Here is a 16,309-nt window from a genome sequence, read left to right on the forward strand (position 1 = left end):
GATCGGGTGCCTTTCCGAAGACGGATTATCTGGAAACCGTCCCAGCATCATCTAGCACCAGTCTTCGAACATCCGGCTGGCAAACTCAGTGGAAACTAGCGCCAGGACGTCTCGGCCGCACTTATGGAAATCCATGACTTGCAGGGAGATCGTCCAGTGTTTCGTTGCTGCGCGACGGCGTGCGGACAAGCGCCGCAATCCACCTTGGCACCAGAATGGAGACTCCTAGGCAGGCTCGGCAAGCGAAAGACCGCTCGCGCCGCATTGGTCATGGATGAGGTCGATGATCTCATTCTTGGCGGATGTCCCCGTTGCGAGGCTCGCGACACGGAACTGCAATTCCACCTCGATGGCCGCCGCATCGATGGCCTTCAGGGCAACGGCTGGCGGGGGATCCTTGACGATGCGGGTACTAGTTTCCAGCACTGTCCGCATCGCGTCTTCGACGATGCGCGGCCTTTGCCCCGCGGCGAAGCGCACGCCTAATGTTATGAGGTGCGACTCGTCGGGGCGGCTCAAGCTGGTCAGGCTTTGCTTTGCCAGCATGCTGTTCGGCAGCACGACGATGTTGTTTAGTCCGGTCAGCAGGTTGGTCGAGCGCCAGTTGGTTTCCATGACGCGGCCGGCAGTGCCGTCACTCAACTGGACCCAGTCGCCGATCGCATAGGCCTTGCCGAGTGTCAGAGCGATGCCTGAAAAGACATCGCCGAGCGTGTTCTGCAATGCGAGGCCAAGGATCAAGGCGACGACGCCCGAGGTCGTGACCAGGGTGGCGATCGGCAGGCCGAAAACGAACCCCATGACCGATAGCGCTACACCGAGATAGATCCCGGCGACGGCCATATCCAGGATCAGATGCGCTTCCTGCGGCTTACGATTCAGCCGGACGTAGATGTGAATGAAGCCGATGACCGTCCAGGCGAGATGGGTCCACCAGAGAATTCTGGCGGATTTGGAAAGCACGGCGGTCAGCCCTTCCGCATAGCCGTCATCGGCCTGATGCGGAGCGATACCTCCCGCATAGAGCACAATGCTCATGCCGATGAAGAACACGATTTGGACGATCAGGCGACCCGTCGGACGGTCGCAGCCCTGAACGTGCCACACGACGATTCCTGCGGTTCCGAGGACGTTGATCAGCACCAACGGCAGGAAGTGGTCATCGCCGAGCATGGGAAGAGGTTCCGGTGGCGGTAGCTCATGGTGAGGGAGACAGCGCGCCGGATCGCCATCCGGCCTCCCTGTCTATTTCTTGAGCGGGAAGGTCAGTTCTTGCTGGGCGGTGTCGACGACGAACACGGCAAGCAGTTTTGCCGGGTGGGTCTTGCTCGCGTTCTCGCTGACTCCGTGACGGTCGCCTGGAAATTCCGAGAAGCTTTCGCCCGCCTTGTAGACCGTGGCGGGACCATCATTAACTTGGCTGCGGATCGCCCCTTCAAGCACGGTTGCATAGATGAAGGCGGAAGCAGGGTGTGTATGACCATCCGAAAATCCGCCCGGAGCGTATTCGACGAGAACGCCCCTCATGCTCTTGCCCGGTACGTTAGGCAGCTCGTGGTTGTAGACCAGCGTAATCTTGGCACCTTCGCCACATCCGGGCGTGTCATGTGCGAATGCCGAAATGGACAGAAGAGATGTCAGCGCAAATACGCTCACCAATGACTTGATCATGTCTATCGTCCTTTCACGAGGTAGGTGGATGAGCCGCTTCGAAATCGGCTCATCCACGCGCCATTATTTCCGGGGAGCTGTCGCGAACCAGCGATCGAAGTCGATCCGGCCGATGCGGGGATTGTTGTCGGAGACGAGAGAGCCAGCTTCCAACTTAGTCCCGAAATACCGGGCATCCGGATCGGCGATGACGGTGCGGGTATCTCCGATCGTCTTAAGGTAGCGGGCGACGAAATCGCAAAGGCGTGCGCGCTCTGGGCCCGAGATTTCGATGATGCCGTTGGCCGGCGCGGCCAGCGCCGCCTCAGCAACGAAATCGGCGACATCGTCGGACGCGATCGGCTGAAGATTGCCCGTCGACAGTCGGGCGGTGTCGCCGGACGTGCCGGCCTGCGCAATGCCGCCGAGGAATTCCATGAACTGCGTGGATCGTAAGACCGTATAGGGGATGCCGGATTTCCGGATGATCTCTTCCTGAGCGACCTTGGCGCGAAGATAGCCGCTGTCAGGCAGACGGTCCGTGCCGACGATGGAGAGCGCGACGTGATGCTTGACGCCGGCCACCTTCTCCGCCGCTGTCAGGTTCTTGCCGGACGTTTGGAAGAATTCGAGCACGGCCTTGTCCTCGAATGAGGGCGAGTTTGCGAGGTCGATCACCACCTCGGCATTCGCGAGTACCTCGGCCAGGCCTTCGCCGGTGATCGTATTGACGCCGGTATTCGGGGCGGCGGGAACGACCTCATGCCCCTGCTTGCGTAGGCGCTCCGCGGTCTTCGATCCGATCAATCCGGTGCCGCCGATAATGACGATTTTCATGAGAGACCTCCTGCGCAGCCGCCCATGCGGTGCGTCGTTCGATCGTTGTGATGGGGGCGACCTCGTCGAGGTCGGTTGTCGGCCGAGCCGGCATGGCTTTGAAACCTGCGCAGCCAAGCTCGGCCGAGAGCCAGACTGGTATTCAAAAGTCCCAGAAAACCGGGACCCAGCGGAAGGCGCTGCCCTCGACCGCAACCCGACCGACCGACGGAAACGGGAGGTGGGTGGCCACGAGCTGTTCGCCGGTGCCCGCCAGCTCCGTCAGCAGACGGTGGCGAACGCGAGCCGCTTCCTCGGGGTCATGCTCGAAGCCATTATACCAATCAGGGTGTTCGAACCCGACAGCGAAAATGGCATCGCCGGCAAACGTCAGTCGGTCGCCGCCGGAGGACAGGCGTACCACGCTGTGTCCGGGCGTGTGGCCGCCCGTGCGGCGGACGATGACACCCGGCGCGACCTCGTGTTCCTCGTCGAACAGCCGCAGGTGACTGCGATATTCTTGCGCGAACCGCTTGGCGGCCGCACGAAGGGCGTCCGGGAAACCCGCCGGCATGTTGACGTGCGTGAAGTCAGGCGCCTCCCAAAACTTCACCTCGGCGGTCGCCACATGGATCCGCAGGTCCGGGCGCAGTCGCTCCTTCACCCCCTCGACGAGTAGACCGCCGACATGGTCCATATGCATGTGGGTCAGCACCACGTCGGTGACGGAGCCGAGATCGATGCCGGCGGCCTCCAACCGCTTAACCAGTTGTCCGGCCCGCGGCAGGTTCAGTTCCGGATCAAGACCGAGCCCAGCGTCGATCAGTATGACCTGCTCGCCGCTGCGCACCAGGACCACGTTCAGCGCCCAGTCGAAAGCGTCGGTGGGCAGGAACATGTCGTTCAGCCAGCTAGCCCGCTCGGTCTCGGCGACGTTATGCCCTAGCATCTTGGTGGGGAGCGGCAGGACCCCGTCGCTGACCACCAGAACATCGATCTCGCCGACCCGCACCGCGTAGCGCGACGGGACCAGCTCTTCGGGCCCCGGTCGTCCGGGGCGTGAAGCGACGTCTAAGCTCATGGTTCTCTCCTGATTGATGCCGTTCAAATCTCGGCTTGGAAGACGCTATATTTAAGTTATTGTGTATTATATCGGGCCTGAGAATAGATGATCCTATTCTGAGTAATAGGTTTGTTTTGTTATATGATCGGATTAATTCGCGATAATTGTGCCATATTGCGGCTGTTCATCGATTTTATACGATGAATATATATGCAGCCTTCAATTTTATAGGCGATTCGCGCTTAATTCAGTCGATTGCGCGCAGTTTGATGGCCGTTATGTCGCCCGACTATCGTGACGACGCAGCCATCTCGATCATGGATACGACTTCTGCGGGGTGCGAAATCATCAAGGCATGCGACGCGCCGTTGATGGCGACGGTCTTCACCATTCGCGCGCGCTGCGCCATGAAATCCATCGCAGCCGGCGGAATGTTCCGGTCACCGGTTCCGTAGATCATGTATGAGGGCAGCGACTTCCACGAAGGCACCCCCGACGGCTCGGCCAGGGCCGCTTCGGCAACAGGGCGTTGCGTGGCAGCCATCAACGCAGCCTGTGCCTTCGGAACGTCGGCCGCGAACTGCATCCGGAATTTCTCCGGCGTGATATAGAGATCTCGCCCGCTATTCGGCGTCGCGACCGCCTGGATCGCACTTCCCAAGGTGCTTCCCGGAAACTTGCCTGAAAGCGACAGGCTGGATTCACCCGTCTCGGGCGCGAACGCGGCCACATAGACGAGAGCTTTCACATTCATCTGCCCATTCGCAGCTTCCGTGATCACGGGCCCGCCATAAGAATGGCCGACAAGAACGACCGGGCCGGAGATGGATCGAATGAGCGTCGCGACTTCGGCCGCGTCCCCCTTCACGCTCCGTAGGGGATTGGCGGCCGCGATCGTTTCGTAGCCAGCCTTGTTGAGCCGGGCGATCACAGCATTCCAGCTCGCCGATTCGGCGAAGGCACCGTGCACCAGAATGACGGTCGGTTTGGTACGAGGCGCTGCTTGCGCTGGTCGCATAGCCATGGTGAGCAGCGCGGTCGCTGCCGCCAAAGCGAAAACACTCGGTTTCATATGCGTTCTCCGGGTTGGTCGGTGGGGTCAAAGCAGCCAGCGCAAGTCGGGCCCGGGGTGCTTGGCCAAAGAATTCGCCAGTCAATCCAGACGTCGGCGTCGAAGACAGGAAGAGGCGCAGTTGGGCGGCTCTGACGCGGCGGCCAGGGAGAGGCTTCGACTTGCTGGCAAGGAATTCCGGAGCGCCCAGAGCGTAAGCGCCAGTCCGAGAAGCGCTGGCAGCGTCACCGCCGGAAAGTCCCGCGGAATGACAGCAGGCGAACAGATTCCGACGGCAACCTCCCAAAAATGGAAGAGCGCGTGCGCGCAAAGCCAGGACGTCGCGGCTGCCCATAGTCCAACGCGGCGCCGCGGTGTGAAAAGCCCGAGGCCGAACGCCACGCCGAGGAACATCTGGATCATCCCGATGTCGCGAATGAAGTGCTGGTTGAAGAAGCCGGTATCAGTCACGCCCGGGACAAGTTCGTACCAAGCCAGTGGCGCGATCAGCATGAAAAGGCCGTTCGCGGTCAAGAAGGTGCCGTTGAACGCCACCGTGATGACGACCGTCGCGGCAGCGGCGCGTCCTCGAGGAAGCATCGCCTCGCACGTCAAGAGCGCTTTCATCAATCACCTCTCGCCGAAGTGCGCTCACCACCGTGGACCGCCGACAAACTCGGAGCGGCGTGGCAGCGCAGAAGCGAGAGGAATTGTTCGCGTTGAACGCTTGGATCTCTACTGGCCCCTTCGATGTCTGCTCTCGATGGATCGCCAGACGGACCTGTACCTTGGCATAGACAAGAAAGAGCAACAGCGTACGCAGAGCCTGATCCGCATCCTGGGTGGATCCTGGGCCGAGCGTCACGCCAGATCCATAGGCCGACCTCGCATAGTCGCCACCGCAACAGCCAGCGGCCTGCTACGGGACGCGATGGCCGACGTCGGTATCCGTCTGGTTAGATGCGGGCCGCTCGGCGGTGACCAGCAGATCGGCGCGATGATTGCACAGGGCGAATTGGAAGTGCTCCTGTTCTATCCGGATCCGCTCGCCGCGCAGCCGCACGATGTGGATGTAAAGGCGCTCCTGAGGCTCGTGCTCGTCCATGACATTCCCACAGCGTTTAGCGCGAGCACCGCGACAGCTTTGGCCGGCTCTGGCCTTTTCGGCTAGTAAAAGTGACGAATTTCTAGCGATAGAGCGCTGTTCCGGCCTGTGCCTTGGCATCGAACGCGGCTCTCGCGGTTGAAGCCTGGATCACAGGACGCGACCGACGTGGAAAAGAATTTCACGCTACGGGATCACATTGTGAACGTGAGGCTCAAAACGCTGTCCAAAATTCTGGGCGAAATTTCGGAAAGCGGTGACTTTGGCTAGGTCCAGTGAATATGGCTGGTCATCTACTGTGAGGTGCGCTGCACCGTGAGCGATCTTGTTCCTGATCTGGTTCAGCTTATTCAGTTTCGACAGCACTGTTGGCTGAGTTGTCGCCTGCCAACTCAGGCCGGCCAGGATATCCGGGACGCCCAACTTCAAGAACAATATCTTTATGTTGCCGTCGCTTGGGTTGCCCCAGTTCTTCATCTGCTTCCAATAGCGGTCGAAGGCAACGGGATCCGCGACGAAATCTGGAAATCGCCGTCTTACGGCGCCCTGAAAGACCTCTTCGACGTGCGCTTGTAGAAGCGCGCTGAGCATGACGATGCAGCTTCGATTGATCGACGCTCCAACTCGCTGGCCATTCTGTATAGGTGGCGCCCCGCGACCGCCCCCGTGCTGGATCTGACGAACGTTTATGAGTTCATCGACAAAGTGCTGATTGATCGGCATGGCTCCCCCTAGGACAGCGTAGCCGAACTGCCGCCGGCAGCGAAGGGGGGCACGCGGGCTAGAGCAGACTGTCTTCGAGGTCCAACGACTTACCTGACGTCCCCATGTGCCGGAACGGGTCGACGCCGACTAGACGATACCCGACCGACACGCCAGAAGGGTTCTTGTTCGTCCGGAAATGCTCGACGTGAATTAGGTCGTTGGCGAGCAGGACGCTGATCGCGGCCTTGATCCGTTCTCGGCGCATGCCGGTGTACTCGATGATCTTTTCGTAGCCGATGTGAGCGGTGTTGCTCTCGTAGTCTCGCCGAGCGGTGATCAGCACGTAGAGCTTGAGCGCATTTAGTTCCGACTGGCTTCGGAGCTTGAAGTCCTCGAACGCGGCGATTGCTCGCCCCTTATACATGCGCTTCGCCGGGAGCTTGCCCCACGGCGCCTGGTCGTAATCGGTCAGGGCATAGGTGCTGCGTCCCTTCGGGGAACGGATCACGATTCCGGCCATTTCCAGGACATCAAGACCATTCGACACCTTCGATCGGCTGAGCCCCGTCGCCTCTTCGAGCGCGTCGTAGGTCAGCGTCGCGATCCCGGTCTCGCCATCGACATGATGGGCGATCGCCAACAGCACCATCAGCGCGGCCGCATTGTCGGAGCCGACCCCGTCCCGGCCCCAGGCCATCTTCGCGAGGCCCTTCTTCTCGACCCAGCCGCAAGGGAGTCGGACCCATGCCTGCATGGCCATCAGTTGCGCCCCTTCGTCACGGTCAGCACGGCGTGGATGGCGAAGGCCGCCAACGCGAACGCCGCGAGGACGACGAAGGCCATCAGCACCCAGACTGGTAGGCCGCCAAGGGTTTGGGAAAGTGCGGTCAGGTCTTGCATCTCAAGCTCCATCGAGTGGTAGAGATGCAAAAAAAGCGATGATACGCCAGTGTTTCTAGAGACAGTTCCGGGGTAATTCAGCAAATATCTGCGGAATTCCCTATGAAGTTGAATGCGTTACGGGCTTTGGAAAAGTCGTTAAAGCAATCCAAAACAGTTCACGAAACCTGGCCCGTGAACTTTCGGCGGCCTGCGTCGGGCTCGGCCAGCCCATTTTGAGCTCGGCAATCCGGCACAACGTAGCCGTGAACTCGGGCGTGTCGATACGGTCGAAGACGGCCTGAGCCTCGCCACGAGATAGCCCCTAAGGCCCTAGAGCAATCCGGGGCTTTTCGCTTAGGCGGCTGTGTCACGCTTAAAGCCTGCGAACGCCCAAATGATGGCGCTTCCGATCGCTAGGACGACGAGTGGAATGGCCAGCGCCCAAGCGATCAAGCCGAGCAAGCTGAGCCACGGATTGCCTATGGCGCGGGTCGGCGTGCCAGCGTCGGCGTAGACCTTCTTGACCAAGGCCATCTCGGGCATCGAGGCGAACTCGGGAAACAGGCGTCGGAAATCCGGAACGCTCATGTAGTAGCAAAGGTTGAACGGGTCGGGTTTCGCGTAGATGTCCCAAGGGCCCGGGTTTTGATTTTCCTTGGTCGTGTAGTCGGTCCCGGCGACGCCTCGGGCCTTGCCACAGAACACGGGCATGATGATCTGGTCGCCCTTAACCATCTCCATGAGCGCCGCCTCGTCGAAGCCCTTTTTGATGTCGTCGTAGCTGAGGACGCCGACGGCGATCACGAAGAGCACCGACAGCACTAGCCAGATCCGGAACAGGCCTCGCCTGACGTTCATGTCAGCGCTGCTCGGGAAGCGGCTCGACTAGGCCCTTGGACGCCGCTTCGCGCAGGGCGATATCAATTGAGAAGTCATAGTGCCCGGCCTTGATCTTGTCCTGTGCCAACGTGAAGTAGCGTTCGGGCGGAGTGATCGAGGATTCCCTCACCGCATCCATCTTGTCCATTAACTCGGCTAGGCGCACTCGCGCCTTGTCGACGTCGCCCAAGGCGTCGATCTTGGCGAGCTGCCGAAACCGGTCTTGCAGTGATTTGTAGTTGGCGGCCGCGCCCTTCAGGTCGTTCACGTGCGTCTGGATTTCGAGGGCGTCGGCCAACGCCGGGATCAGCGTCGCGAGGAAGCTGATGGCCGCCACCGTCAGCGGACCGATCTGCTGGGCAAGCCAGCCGAGGCCGGCAAGCCCCGAGAATATGATGGGAAGGGCGATGATCGCCTTGTGCTGCCAACGCACCCGCCGCAGCCACATGAAGATGGACGTGGAGGTGTAGACGCAGGAATCCATCTGCCGCAGCGCCTCGGCGACGATCTCGGCGCGCTGGCGCTCTACGACGTCCATTGAGGTATCCTCGTCCCGAAAATCTTCTGCCATTCGGTGCCTGCATGCCCGAAGAGATCAAGCCGCTCATACTCGCAGGCCAGCCTGGCGTTCGCCAGCGCGGTCTCAGCGCGGCTCATCCATTCACGGCCCAGCGGGATGTGCTCGCCGGTACCGGGGAGAATGACGTGACCGTTCTCGAAGCCGATCAGGAAGGCGAGAAAGTCGCGGACGAACCAGTCGTAATAGAAGACGCCTCTGTCCCTGAAGGCGTAGGTCCGCATAAACTCCGCCACCATCAATTCGAGCAGGAACGACTTAATCGGCACGTTCTGCTCGCGCATCCAGAGCTTCATCATCCGCGTGAGGGGGCGGGAATTCCGTTTCGAGAGCACGTCGATTTGCTCGATGCGGTTAATCTGGGCGATCGGATCGACAGTCTTCCAACTACCGCCGTCCCTGGTGTCAGGCATTAGATACGTCCCGTTGCCGAGGCTGAAGACGGGCACCACCTCAACCGTGATCGAGTTGAAATCGATCACGACGACCTGGCCGTCGCCGCGCATGTTGGTCTGCGAATAGGTCTTGGCGATCACACCCTTCACGTCCTGAAGGAGCGACGATTGCTTGAGGTACTGGTAAGCGTTGAAGCGCTGGAACTCCGCATCAGGCAAGATGACCATGATGTCGATGTCGTTCGACGGGCGAACCTGAGTGTTCTTTCCCCACGATCCGACGATCAGCAAAGGAATGTCACCACCGTCCGTACTCCAGTACGCTTTCTGCAAAAGCTTTGCGATCCGCAAAGCCTTGCCGACTGCGTCGTCGCGCTCATCTTGAGTGACCAGAAGATCGGCGTTGAAAGCTCTGAAGCGCCGGATGACACCGTTCCACATGCGTCATCTGCATCATGAAACGGCAGATCGCGATATGCCCCCGCGCCGGGTGTCCACAACCAGCGTACACGATGTGACGAATTCCTCGCATTGACTATGCGGGCTCTGATATTGTTCTTATTATGTTCCAAGCATAGGGGGGCGCTCCGATGCAAATGCCGCCCGCGTCCTCGGACGGCCTATCTTCCCGCCGGTTTACCTAAGCCGGGGTGGAAACCCGCCATGCGGTTTCGGTGCATATACGCCGACAAAGACGCCCAAGCGTGATCGCTTGCCGATCCCGGCGGCATCCTGCGACGCCGGCCGGGACGTCCCGTCGAATGAAATGGAGAGCCTAATGGCGATTAAGTCGAAATGGGATCACATTCACCTGCGGTCCGAAGATCCGGATGCGGCGGCGGGCTTCTACGAGACACATTTCGGCGCGTCCCGGGTATCGCGTGTCGAGACCGGCGATCAGTTGCGCGTGACCATTGATCTCGCCGGACTTCCGATCTTCATCGATCGCGCCGCTGAGGGCGCCGTCGCTCGTCCCGATGGCCCCTTGCGCGGCATCGATCACCTGGCGCTGATTGTAGACAGGCTCGACGAAGCGCTGGCCGATCTTTCGGGCAAGGGCGTCGACGTCATCTCGGGTCCCGCTACGCTGCGGCCTGGCCTGCTGATCGCCTTCGTCCGTGCGCCGGATGACGTCCGGATCGAGCTGCTGGAGCGTGGGGGATAGTGGCCGCCTCGGCATCAACCGGACCACCGTCCGCAATGGAGCAAGCAGCAAAGCTGGCTCAGGCCTTTCCCGACGCTTTCGCTTCAGCGTAGGCCTCCCGAGCGACGAGGGAATCACCATTCTGATCGGCGCCACGGAGCGGGGCACCGGCCGCATATATCAGTACACGCTCCTGGCAGTCGGAGACGAAAAAATGGATAAGGTCGCCGGATGAAGATGGCATCCACCCAGATCGACCTTTTCGACGATGCGCCGGGTTACCGGCAGACGCCCCGACCATCTCCCAGGAAACGCCGGTCCGAAGTCCTGTTGCCATCCAGCGATGATGAGGAGCTTGCCCAAAGACTAGAGGAGACTGGACGCTTCAAGGTTCTGCGGAAGCTGGTACCCCGTCCGATCGTTGCCCGGGAGCAAAGCGCGTTCCCGAACGTCGCGGTGCTGGTGGATACAGAAACCACCGGGCTGCTTCATTCCCGGGACGAGATCATCGAAATCGGCGCAGTGAGCTTCACCTACAACGATGAGGGCATGATTGGGGACGTCATCGGAGTCTACAGTGGCTTGCGTCAGCCATCGGCGCCGATCCCAGCAGAGATTACCAGGCTGACCGGCATCACGGACGAGATGGTGTCTGGCCGCTACATCGATATCGCCGCGCTCGATGCTCTCGTTGAACCGGCCGACCTCGTCATTGCGCACAACGCCGGATTCGATCGCCCATTCTGCGAACGGCTTTCGCCAGCCTTTGCTTCGAAGGCCTGGGCATGTTCGGTCACCGAGATCCGGTGGGCCGACCTGGGATTCGAAGGCAACAAGCTCGGATACCTCGTCGGTCAGTCGGGCTTATTTCATGAAGGACATCGCGCGACCGATGACTGCCACGCTCTCTTGGAGGTGCTGGCGCGGCCAGCGGGGCCAAATGGGACGCGTCCATTCACAGAGCTATTGCGATCGAGCACGCAGAGCCGGATCCGCATCTTCGCGGAGAACGCACCCTTCGACATGAAGGATCACCTCAAGGGACGTGGCTACAGATGGTCCGACGGGAGCGACGGAAGGCCGCGAGCCTGGTGGATCGAAGTCGACGAGGAGCTCTATGACGAGGAGCTTCGCTATCTGAGGACTGACATCTATTGTTGGGAGGATGCTGAGCCGCTGACCGTGCGATTGACGGCTCTTGATCGATTTCGCGCGTGAACTGGCTCGCTCGGCGGGAGCTATGCCCTCGCCACGATGTGCATCGTGGTCGGGTAGGGCATCGCCATACTCCCTGAAGTTGTGCGATCGCGCGGGCCGTTGCGGAACGCTAACGGCAGGAGCGCGCTTAGGGGCCGGGGAGGAAGTCAGGCCCTGGAGCAGCCAGTCGAATGGCAGTTTGGATGTCCTCGCTACGATAAAAATTTGCTCGGGGGACCGGCAAACTGGTCGGCATCGCTCCAAGGTACTGCCTGATTCTTGGAGATCGCGCGGATTTTAACAATCGCGCTCAGATGAAATGCACGGCCCAACTGGCATTGAGCCCGGAAAGTCCCGGAGTTCCAGTGTTGATGAGCGAAGAAGCCTACCTCCCCAGCGGTGATTTTGCCGCTGAATCCGGATCCTCAGCACTTGAGGAGAACGGGTCGGAGCGTGGGACAAATCATATTGGAGACTCAAGCGAAAGCAGGCCAGGGCGCCCAATTTGTGAGAAGGGGGAGGGCCCCGGGCAGAACCAGGTCGTTGGTGGCGATCGCGAGCTTCTGGAGAGCCTCAAGAAAGTCCGTGATCGCGCGCTTGCCGGTCGTCGCCGCGCCATTGCTGATGCGTTCGCCCTTGCTGATAAATGCAAGGTCTTCGCCCAGCACTTGTCGAAAGCCCATCTAGTCGCGTTCATCAGGGCCGAGTGCCGCGTGTCTCGGACGGAGGCAAGTGCTTACCTGCTGCTGGCCGACTTCACCGATCCGGAACGAGCCGATCTCCAGCAGAGTGCGATCGACGTCAGTGTCCTCTGCCGCCTGGCAAAGCAACCGCCAACGGTTCGGGACGAGGCGCTTACGATGTTGCGTTCGGGGAGGTCGTTGTCGCTTGCGGATCTGCGATTGCTTCGGCGCGACGTGCTCGCAGCCGAAGCAGCGGTCTCTGGCAAGCCGGATCGTAGCGCCGTCACAGACTTGAAGAGTGCCGTCAGGTTGAAGGCACGGGAGTTCGTGGACCGCTTCCTCGAAGGCCTGGGCGGATTGGCTAACGATTTTACCGATCTTTACAACGAGACAAGCCCTGAGGATCGCTCGCCCGAAACGGTTTCCAGGGTCGATGCGCTTGCCGAAAATGCTCGTCGGCTTGCAGCCCAGCTCCAGAGGCTCGTACCGGTCGATTTCCTGACTTCAGGCGACGAATGGCCCCAGCATTCGTGGAGCCGCGTACTTCGTACGCTGAATCTACTCGCAGATCGCAGGCTGTGTTCTATCGAAGGATGGTCTTGGCCGGACGTGGATCCGCTTTGGATCGACGAGAGCCGGCACGAGCCCTTGATGTGGGCACTCGGGCAAGAGTTGCCGGAGTTGAGCCGTCATCGACGTCGGCTCGGCCAGGGCGTCGTCGCACTCGATCGCCACCCGCAGAGTTCCAGGTCCCGGCCTGCGAAGCCCTATCAGTACTCGGTGCTCGAGCTGTGTGCTGGCGCTGGAGGTCAGGCGATCGGTCTGCACGCCGCTGGATTCTGGCACGCCGGAATCTTTGAGAAAGCTCCCGAAGCTGCCGCAACCCTACGTGCCAATCGTCCCAAATGGCCGGTGTTCGAGGCGGATATCAATACGATCGATGTCAGTCGCTACCGGGGCGTGGATCTTGTTGCCGGCGGCCTGCCTTGCCAACCTTATTCGCAGGCAGGAGAGCGGCGCGGCGCAGGGGACGAACGGGATCTTTTCGATCGAGCTCTTCAGATCATCGAGCAAGTCCAGCCGAAGGCGATCCTGATTGAGAATGTGGTTGGCATCTCCCAGGTCACCCACGGAGTGCGCCGACTTCAAGTATACTCTGAGCTCGAGCGTATGGGTTACGACGCGGAGTGGAGGATCATCGAGGGTCCCGACTTCGGACTGGCTCAGAATCGTCGCCGCGCGATCCTTGTCGCGCTCCGTCGCGGCCTGATGCACCGCTTCCGTTGGCCACTCGCTCCGGAAATGGCGCCGACGTCGGTCGGCAGCCGGTTGAAGGATTTGATGGGAGCCCGCGGCTGGGTTCGATTGGATCAATGGGTCGCCGGAGCCGACGGCCTCGCGCCCACGCTGATCGGGGGAAGCGCGAAGAAGATGGGCATCGATTTGGCCCAACCAAATTCGCGGCAGGCCTGGTTCAATATCGGCGTAGATCCCAGAAAGCCTGCCAAGGAAGCGCCCGACCCGGACTTCGATGGAATCCCCTGTCTGACCCTTCCGATGCTCGCGCGGCTCCAGGACTTCCCAGACGATTGGGGCTTCTCCGGATCGCGTCAGGCGCAATTCAGGCAGATGGCCAACGCCTTTCCCCCGAGACTTTCCCGCGTCCTGGGGCTCGCAATCCAGCGTGCACTCTCAGGCGAAGAAATCGATGTGAGAACGGCAATCGAAGCGCCGCTTTTCAATCGGCTCGATCTGGCCGAATTCAATCGACATTTGCGCGAGGCGGCAGAATAGCGTCCGGATTAGCCCATTCCGTCGCTCGCCGAGGGCGGCAGGCTTTCGCGCTGTGCTGATCCAAGATTGGCTCAGGTTCTAGCCGCGTTCATTGTAGTCTCAGTTTTGCTGCGATCAAGCCAGCCATATGTGATGACAATCCGGGCTGCCAACCGATCACGCTGGGCCGAGCAAGAGGTGTGTTTCGGATTTCGATATACCTTCCATGATCCGGATGCCGGTGAGTAGCCGGTTGAACTCGGCCATGCTGGGGACGTCGATTTCCGCGATCAGATCCCAAAGTCCGTTCGTGGTGTGAAGCGCGGCGAAGCCCGGGTTCTTTCTCAAGCTCGCCACGACGCCCTTCACGTTCCGCCCCTCGAGTTCGATCATCATGATGCCTCGGATCCGGTCGGTCGCGTCGTGGTCTTTCAGTCGAACCGTGAAGCCGGCGATAACCCCGTTCGCGATCAGTCGATCCATACGGGTTTGGACGGTGCCTCGCGCAACGCCCAGGAGCTTAGCCAACGTTGGGACTGTTGCTCGCGCGTTGACACGCAGCTCTGCGATCAGGCGATGGTCGAGATCGTCCATAAGTTTTTGCCGATTCCGTCAGTCCGTCTGATGGTACCGACAATCCATCATCGATTCTGAGCTTGGGCAACGTTTCTGCTCTCCATGTGCCCGGATATGTTGCCTCCCGGCTGCAATCGCGGAGCGTCTGATGAAATCCCGACCGACTTGGAATCCCGGCCCTCGAGTTCGGGAGCTGTCCTGCCGTCTGGTCGGCTGGGGTAGCGAAACCGGTTCCCTGGGCGAGGCCGAATTCGGGGAGCGAATGTCTGAATTGCTCCGCGAAATTCCTTATTTCCGCGATCATCCGAGCCAAGTGCGGTTGGTCAACAGTCATGGCGATCCGATGAGGCGAAGCGTGGTGGCCATTGTCCGGGGAAAAGGGTCCCGTGCACTGGCCATGGCGGGGCATTACGACGTCGTGTCAGTCGAAAACTACCGAGAGCTGGCTCCGCTGGCGTTCAAGCCTGACGAACTGCTGGCGGCGTTGATCGCCGATCTGGAGAGCCGGCCGTTAAACGCGGCGGAGCGTCGCGCTCTGGAGGACTTCAGGGGCGGGGAGTTCCTGCCCGGTCGCGGGCTGCTCGACATGAAGAGCGGTTTAGCTGCTGGGATCGCCGTTCTCGAAGCTTTCGCCGCCGATCCGGAACGGCTCGGCAATCTCATCCTGATCGCGACCCCCGACGAGGAGCGCGGCTCGCGGGGAATGCGCAGCCTACGCGATGCGCTTCCGACCATCGCGGCAGAATTGGGACTCGAGATCGAGGCGGGCATCAACCTGGATGCGACCAGCGATCAAGGCGACGGAGCAGAAGGCCGCGCGATCTATCGCGGCACGATCGGCAAGGCCTTGCCCTTTGCGTTCGTCGTCGGTCATTCCTCCCATGCAAGCTATCCGTTCGAGGGGGTCAGTGCCCAACTGATCGCGTCAGAGATCACGAAAGCCGTGGAGGCTAACCCTGCGCTATCCGACAGGGCAGGGGGTGAGGTCTCGCCGCCGCCGATCTGCCTGGAGGCGAAGGACCTACGAGGAGGCTATGAGGTCACCACGCCCGAGCGGGTCTGGATCGCTTTCAACTGGCTCTCGCACAACTGGACGGCCCCTGAGCTTCTGAGTCTCTTCGAACAAACCGTCCGAACGGCCGCGGCTGGGGCCATCGAGCAGTTCAATCAGCGTGCGCACAGCTATTCGGCGATGCTGGGAATACCACAGGCGGCCCCGGTGGCAGCCGCGTCGCTTATCACGGTCGGAGAACTGATGAAGCGGGTCGAGCAGGTCGGCGGAGCCGATGCAGTTGCCCGGGTTAACGATGTAGAGCTCGAGTGGCGCGCCTCCGACGATCCTCTCGCTCAGACGCGTGCGATCGTCGGTGCCATGGTTACGGAAGCCAGCGTGACCGGTCCTGCCATCGTCTATGGCTTCAGCAGTCTCGTATATCCCTCGACCCACCTCTCCAGGACGGCAAACCCCTCCCGCTTTGCCGACGCGATCGAAAGCGCGCGGCTCGCGCATGAGAGCGTCGGTGGAGGAGCGCTAAAGTATCGTGAGTACTTCACCGGAATTTCGGACATGAGCTTTTTTGGACATCGCCCATCCGACGCCGATAGCGACACCGTTGCCGCCAATACCCCGGCCAGCGAGCTTGTCGACGCAGCGCGGGAAGATGTCCTGTCCTTCCCGGTTGTGAACATTGGCCCGTGGGGACGGGAATTTCATCAAAGGCTCGAGCGAGTGCACACTCCTTACGCTTTCGATGAATTGCCCCGGTTGCTGCGGGAGATCGTGAAGCGTTTCCTCGGATAGGTCTGCTGAAAC

18 protein-coding genes are annotated in these 16,309 nt (G+C 60.7%); 5 read left to right on the top strand and 13 right to left on the bottom strand.

Features of this window, described 5'->3' with window-relative positions:
* Positions 1 to 225 precede the first annotated feature (225 nt).
* The 6 genes from AC1DNE_RS04605 to AC1DNE_RS04630 form a co-directional block, all read right to left on the bottom strand.
* Positions 226 to 1,173, bottom strand: coding sequence for a mechanosensitive ion channel family protein (locus AC1DNE_RS04605; protein ID WP_476840925.1), 948 nt, complete (start codon positions 1,171 to 1,173; stop codon positions 226 to 228).
* 72 nt (positions 1,174 to 1,245) lie between these two features.
* Positions 1,246 to 1,671, bottom strand: a complete 426-nt coding sequence (locus AC1DNE_RS04610; protein WP_476766150.1) for a cupin domain-containing protein — start codon at positions 1,669 to 1,671, stop codon at positions 1,246 to 1,248.
* A gap of 63 nt (positions 1,672 to 1,734) precedes the next feature.
* The gene (locus AC1DNE_RS04615) at positions 1,735 to 2,487 is read right to left on the bottom strand and encodes an SDR family oxidoreductase (RefSeq protein ID WP_476766149.1); all 753 of its coding nucleotides are present in this window, start codon (positions 2,485 to 2,487) and stop codon (positions 1,735 to 1,737) included.
* Positions 2,488 to 2,629: 142 nt separating this feature from the next.
* On the bottom strand, positions 2,630 to 3,547 hold the full coding sequence (locus AC1DNE_RS04620) for an MBL fold metallo-hydrolase (RefSeq protein WP_476766148.1): 918 nt from the start codon (positions 3,545 to 3,547) through the stop codon (positions 2,630 to 2,632).
* 271 nt (positions 3,548 to 3,818) lie between these two features.
* Positions 3,819 to 4,601: an alpha/beta fold hydrolase gene (locus AC1DNE_RS04625; protein ID WP_476766147.1), complete on the bottom strand. Its 783-nt coding sequence runs from the start codon at positions 4,599 to 4,601 to the stop codon at positions 3,819 to 3,821.
* 81 nt (positions 4,602 to 4,682) lie between these two features.
* The gene (locus tag AC1DNE_RS04630) at positions 4,683 to 5,207 is read right to left on the bottom strand and encodes a hypothetical protein (protein WP_476766146.1); all 525 of its coding nucleotides are present in this window, start codon (positions 5,205 to 5,207) and stop codon (positions 4,683 to 4,685) included.
* 136 nt (positions 5,208 to 5,343) lie between these two features.
* Between AC1DNE_RS04630 and AC1DNE_RS04635 the strand changes: the two genes are divergently transcribed.
* Entirely contained in the window at positions 5,344 to 5,751 is a 408-nt protein-coding gene (locus tag AC1DNE_RS04635) for a methylglyoxal synthase (RefSeq protein WP_476766145.1), read from the top strand.
* Positions 5,752 to 5,871: 120 nt separating this feature from the next.
* Here the strand turns inward: AC1DNE_RS04635 and AC1DNE_RS04640 are convergent, their stop codons facing one another.
* The 6 genes from AC1DNE_RS04640 to AC1DNE_RS04665 all read right to left on the bottom strand — a co-directional run bounded on the left by AC1DNE_RS04640 (position 5,872) and on the right by AC1DNE_RS04665 (position 9,564).
* Positions 5,872 to 6,408, bottom strand: coding sequence for a HEPN domain-containing protein (locus tag AC1DNE_RS04640; protein ID WP_476766144.1), 537 nt, complete (start codon positions 6,406 to 6,408; stop codon positions 5,872 to 5,874).
* A 58-nt stretch (positions 6,409 to 6,466) separates the two neighbouring features.
* Entirely contained in the window at positions 6,467 to 7,150 is a 684-nt protein-coding gene (locus tag AC1DNE_RS04645; RefSeq protein WP_476766143.1) for a winged helix-turn-helix domain-containing protein, read from the bottom strand.
* Positions 7,150 to 7,290: a hypothetical protein gene (locus AC1DNE_RS04650; protein WP_476766142.1), complete on the bottom strand. Its 141-nt coding sequence runs from the start codon at positions 7,288 to 7,290 to the stop codon at positions 7,150 to 7,152. The genes AC1DNE_RS04645 and AC1DNE_RS04650 overlap by 1 nt, the downstream gene beginning before the upstream one ends.
* 336 nt (positions 7,291 to 7,626) lie before the next feature.
* Positions 7,627 to 8,130 (bottom strand): hypothetical protein, encoded by a 504-nt coding sequence (locus AC1DNE_RS04655; RefSeq protein WP_476766141.1) that lies wholly within the window; start codon positions 8,128 to 8,130, stop codon positions 7,627 to 7,629.
* Position 8,131: 1 nt separating this feature from the next.
* Positions 8,132 to 8,689, bottom strand: a complete 558-nt coding sequence (locus tag AC1DNE_RS04660) for a hypothetical protein (RefSeq protein ID WP_476766140.1) — start codon at positions 8,687 to 8,689, stop codon at positions 8,132 to 8,134.
* A complete protein-coding gene (locus AC1DNE_RS04665) occupies positions 8,677 to 9,564 on the bottom strand; it encodes an SMODS domain-containing nucleotidyltransferase (protein WP_476840926.1) in 888 nt (295 codons plus the stop codon). The genes AC1DNE_RS04660 and AC1DNE_RS04665 overlap by 13 nt, the downstream gene beginning before the upstream one ends.
* Positions 9,565 to 9,835: 271 nt before the next feature.
* Between AC1DNE_RS04665 and AC1DNE_RS04670 the strand changes: the two genes are divergently transcribed.
* From AC1DNE_RS04670 to AC1DNE_RS04680, 3 genes are all read left to right on the top strand, one after another.
* On the top strand, positions 9,836 to 10,288 hold the full coding sequence (locus AC1DNE_RS04670; protein WP_476766138.1) for a VOC family protein: 453 nt from the start codon (positions 9,836 to 9,838) through the stop codon (positions 10,286 to 10,288).
* 216 nt (positions 10,289 to 10,504) lie between these two features.
* Positions 10,505 to 11,485 (top strand): 3'-5' exonuclease, encoded by a 981-nt coding sequence (locus tag AC1DNE_RS04675; RefSeq protein WP_476766219.1) that lies wholly within the window; start codon positions 10,505 to 10,507, stop codon positions 11,483 to 11,485.
* Positions 11,486 to 11,835: 350 nt separating this feature from the next.
* On the top strand, positions 11,836 to 13,941 hold the full coding sequence (locus AC1DNE_RS04680; RefSeq protein ID WP_476840927.1) for a DNA cytosine methyltransferase: 2,106 nt from the start codon (positions 11,836 to 11,838) through the stop codon (positions 13,939 to 13,941).
* Between the two features lie 156 nt (positions 13,942 to 14,097).
* On the opposite strand, the gene AC1DNE_RS04685 is transcribed toward AC1DNE_RS04680, so the two are convergent.
* Positions 14,098 to 14,514 (bottom strand): Lrp/AsnC family transcriptional regulator, encoded by a 417-nt coding sequence (locus AC1DNE_RS04685; RefSeq protein WP_441473335.1) that lies wholly within the window; start codon positions 14,512 to 14,514, stop codon positions 14,098 to 14,100.
* Positions 14,515 to 14,644: 130 nt separating this feature from the next.
* Here AC1DNE_RS04685 and AC1DNE_RS04690 point away from each other — a divergent pair, with 130 nt between their 5' ends.
* The gene (locus tag AC1DNE_RS04690) at positions 14,645 to 16,297 is read left to right on the top strand and encodes a M20/M25/M40 family metallo-hydrolase (RefSeq protein ID WP_476765279.1); all 1,653 of its coding nucleotides are present in this window, start codon (positions 14,645 to 14,647) and stop codon (positions 16,295 to 16,297) included.
* Positions 16,298 to 16,309 lie beyond the last annotated feature (12 nt).

The sequence above is a fragment of the Allobosea sp. 05L423 genome (assembly GCF_056397745.1).

What these genes read in the sequence shown, in the direction of transcription:
- AC1DNE_RS04690 (WP_476765279.1), top strand. Translation starts at nt 14,645, where the DNA reads ATGAAATCCCGACCGACTTGGAATCCCGGCCCTCGAGTTCGGGAGCTG.
- AC1DNE_RS04610 (WP_476766150.1), bottom strand. Translation starts at nt 1,671, where the DNA reads ATGATCAAGTCATTGGTGAGCGTATTTGCGCTGACATCTCTTCTGTCC.
- AC1DNE_RS04675 (WP_476766219.1), top strand. Translation starts at nt 10,505, where the DNA reads ATGGCATCCACCCAGATCGACCTTTTCGACGATGCGCCGGGTTACCGG.
- AC1DNE_RS04680 (WP_476840927.1), top strand. Translation starts at nt 11,836, where the DNA reads ATGAGCGAAGAAGCCTACCTCCCCAGCGGTGATTTTGCCGCTGAATCC.
- AC1DNE_RS04660 (WP_476766140.1), bottom strand. Translation starts at nt 8,689, where the DNA reads ATGGACGTCGTAGAGCGCCAGCGCGCCGAGATCGTCGCCGAGGCGCTG.
- AC1DNE_RS04605 (WP_476840925.1), bottom strand. Translation starts at nt 1,173, where the DNA reads ATGCTCGGCGATGACCACTTCCTGCCGTTGGTGCTGATCAACGTCCTC.
- AC1DNE_RS04645 (WP_476766143.1), bottom strand. Translation starts at nt 7,150, where the DNA reads ATGGCCATGCAGGCATGGGTCCGACTCCCTTGCGGCTGGGTCGAGAAG.
- AC1DNE_RS04685 (WP_441473335.1), bottom strand. Translation starts at nt 14,514, where the DNA reads ATGGACGATCTCGACCATCGCCTGATCGCAGAGCTGCGTGTCAACGCG.
- AC1DNE_RS04655 (WP_476766141.1), bottom strand. Translation starts at nt 8,130, where the DNA reads ATGAACGTCAGGCGAGGCCTGTTCCGGATCTGGCTAGTGCTGTCGGTG.
- AC1DNE_RS04665 (WP_476840926.1), bottom strand. Translation starts at nt 9,564, where the DNA reads ATGTGGAACGGTGTCATCCGGCGCTTCAGAGCTTTCAACGCCGATCTT.
- AC1DNE_RS04615 (WP_476766149.1), bottom strand. Translation starts at nt 2,487, where the DNA reads ATGAAAATCGTCATTATCGGCGGCACCGGATTGATCGGATCGAAGACC.
- AC1DNE_RS04630 (WP_476766146.1), bottom strand. Translation starts at nt 5,207, where the DNA reads ATGAAAGCGCTCTTGACGTGCGAGGCGATGCTTCCTCGAGGACGCGCC.
- AC1DNE_RS04650 (WP_476766142.1), bottom strand. Translation starts at nt 7,290, where the DNA reads ATGCAAGACCTGACCGCACTTTCCCAAACCCTTGGCGGCCTACCAGTC.
- AC1DNE_RS04640 (WP_476766144.1), bottom strand. Translation starts at nt 6,408, where the DNA reads ATGCCGATCAATCAGCACTTTGTCGATGAACTCATAAACGTTCGTCAG.
- AC1DNE_RS04625 (WP_476766147.1), bottom strand. Translation starts at nt 4,601, where the DNA reads ATGAAACCGAGTGTTTTCGCTTTGGCGGCAGCGACCGCGCTGCTCACC.
- AC1DNE_RS04635 (WP_476766145.1), top strand. Translation starts at nt 5,344, where the DNA reads ATGGATCGCCAGACGGACCTGTACCTTGGCATAGACAAGAAAGAGCAA.
- AC1DNE_RS04620 (WP_476766148.1), bottom strand. Translation starts at nt 3,547, where the DNA reads ATGAGCTTAGACGTCGCTTCACGCCCCGGACGACCGGGGCCCGAAGAG.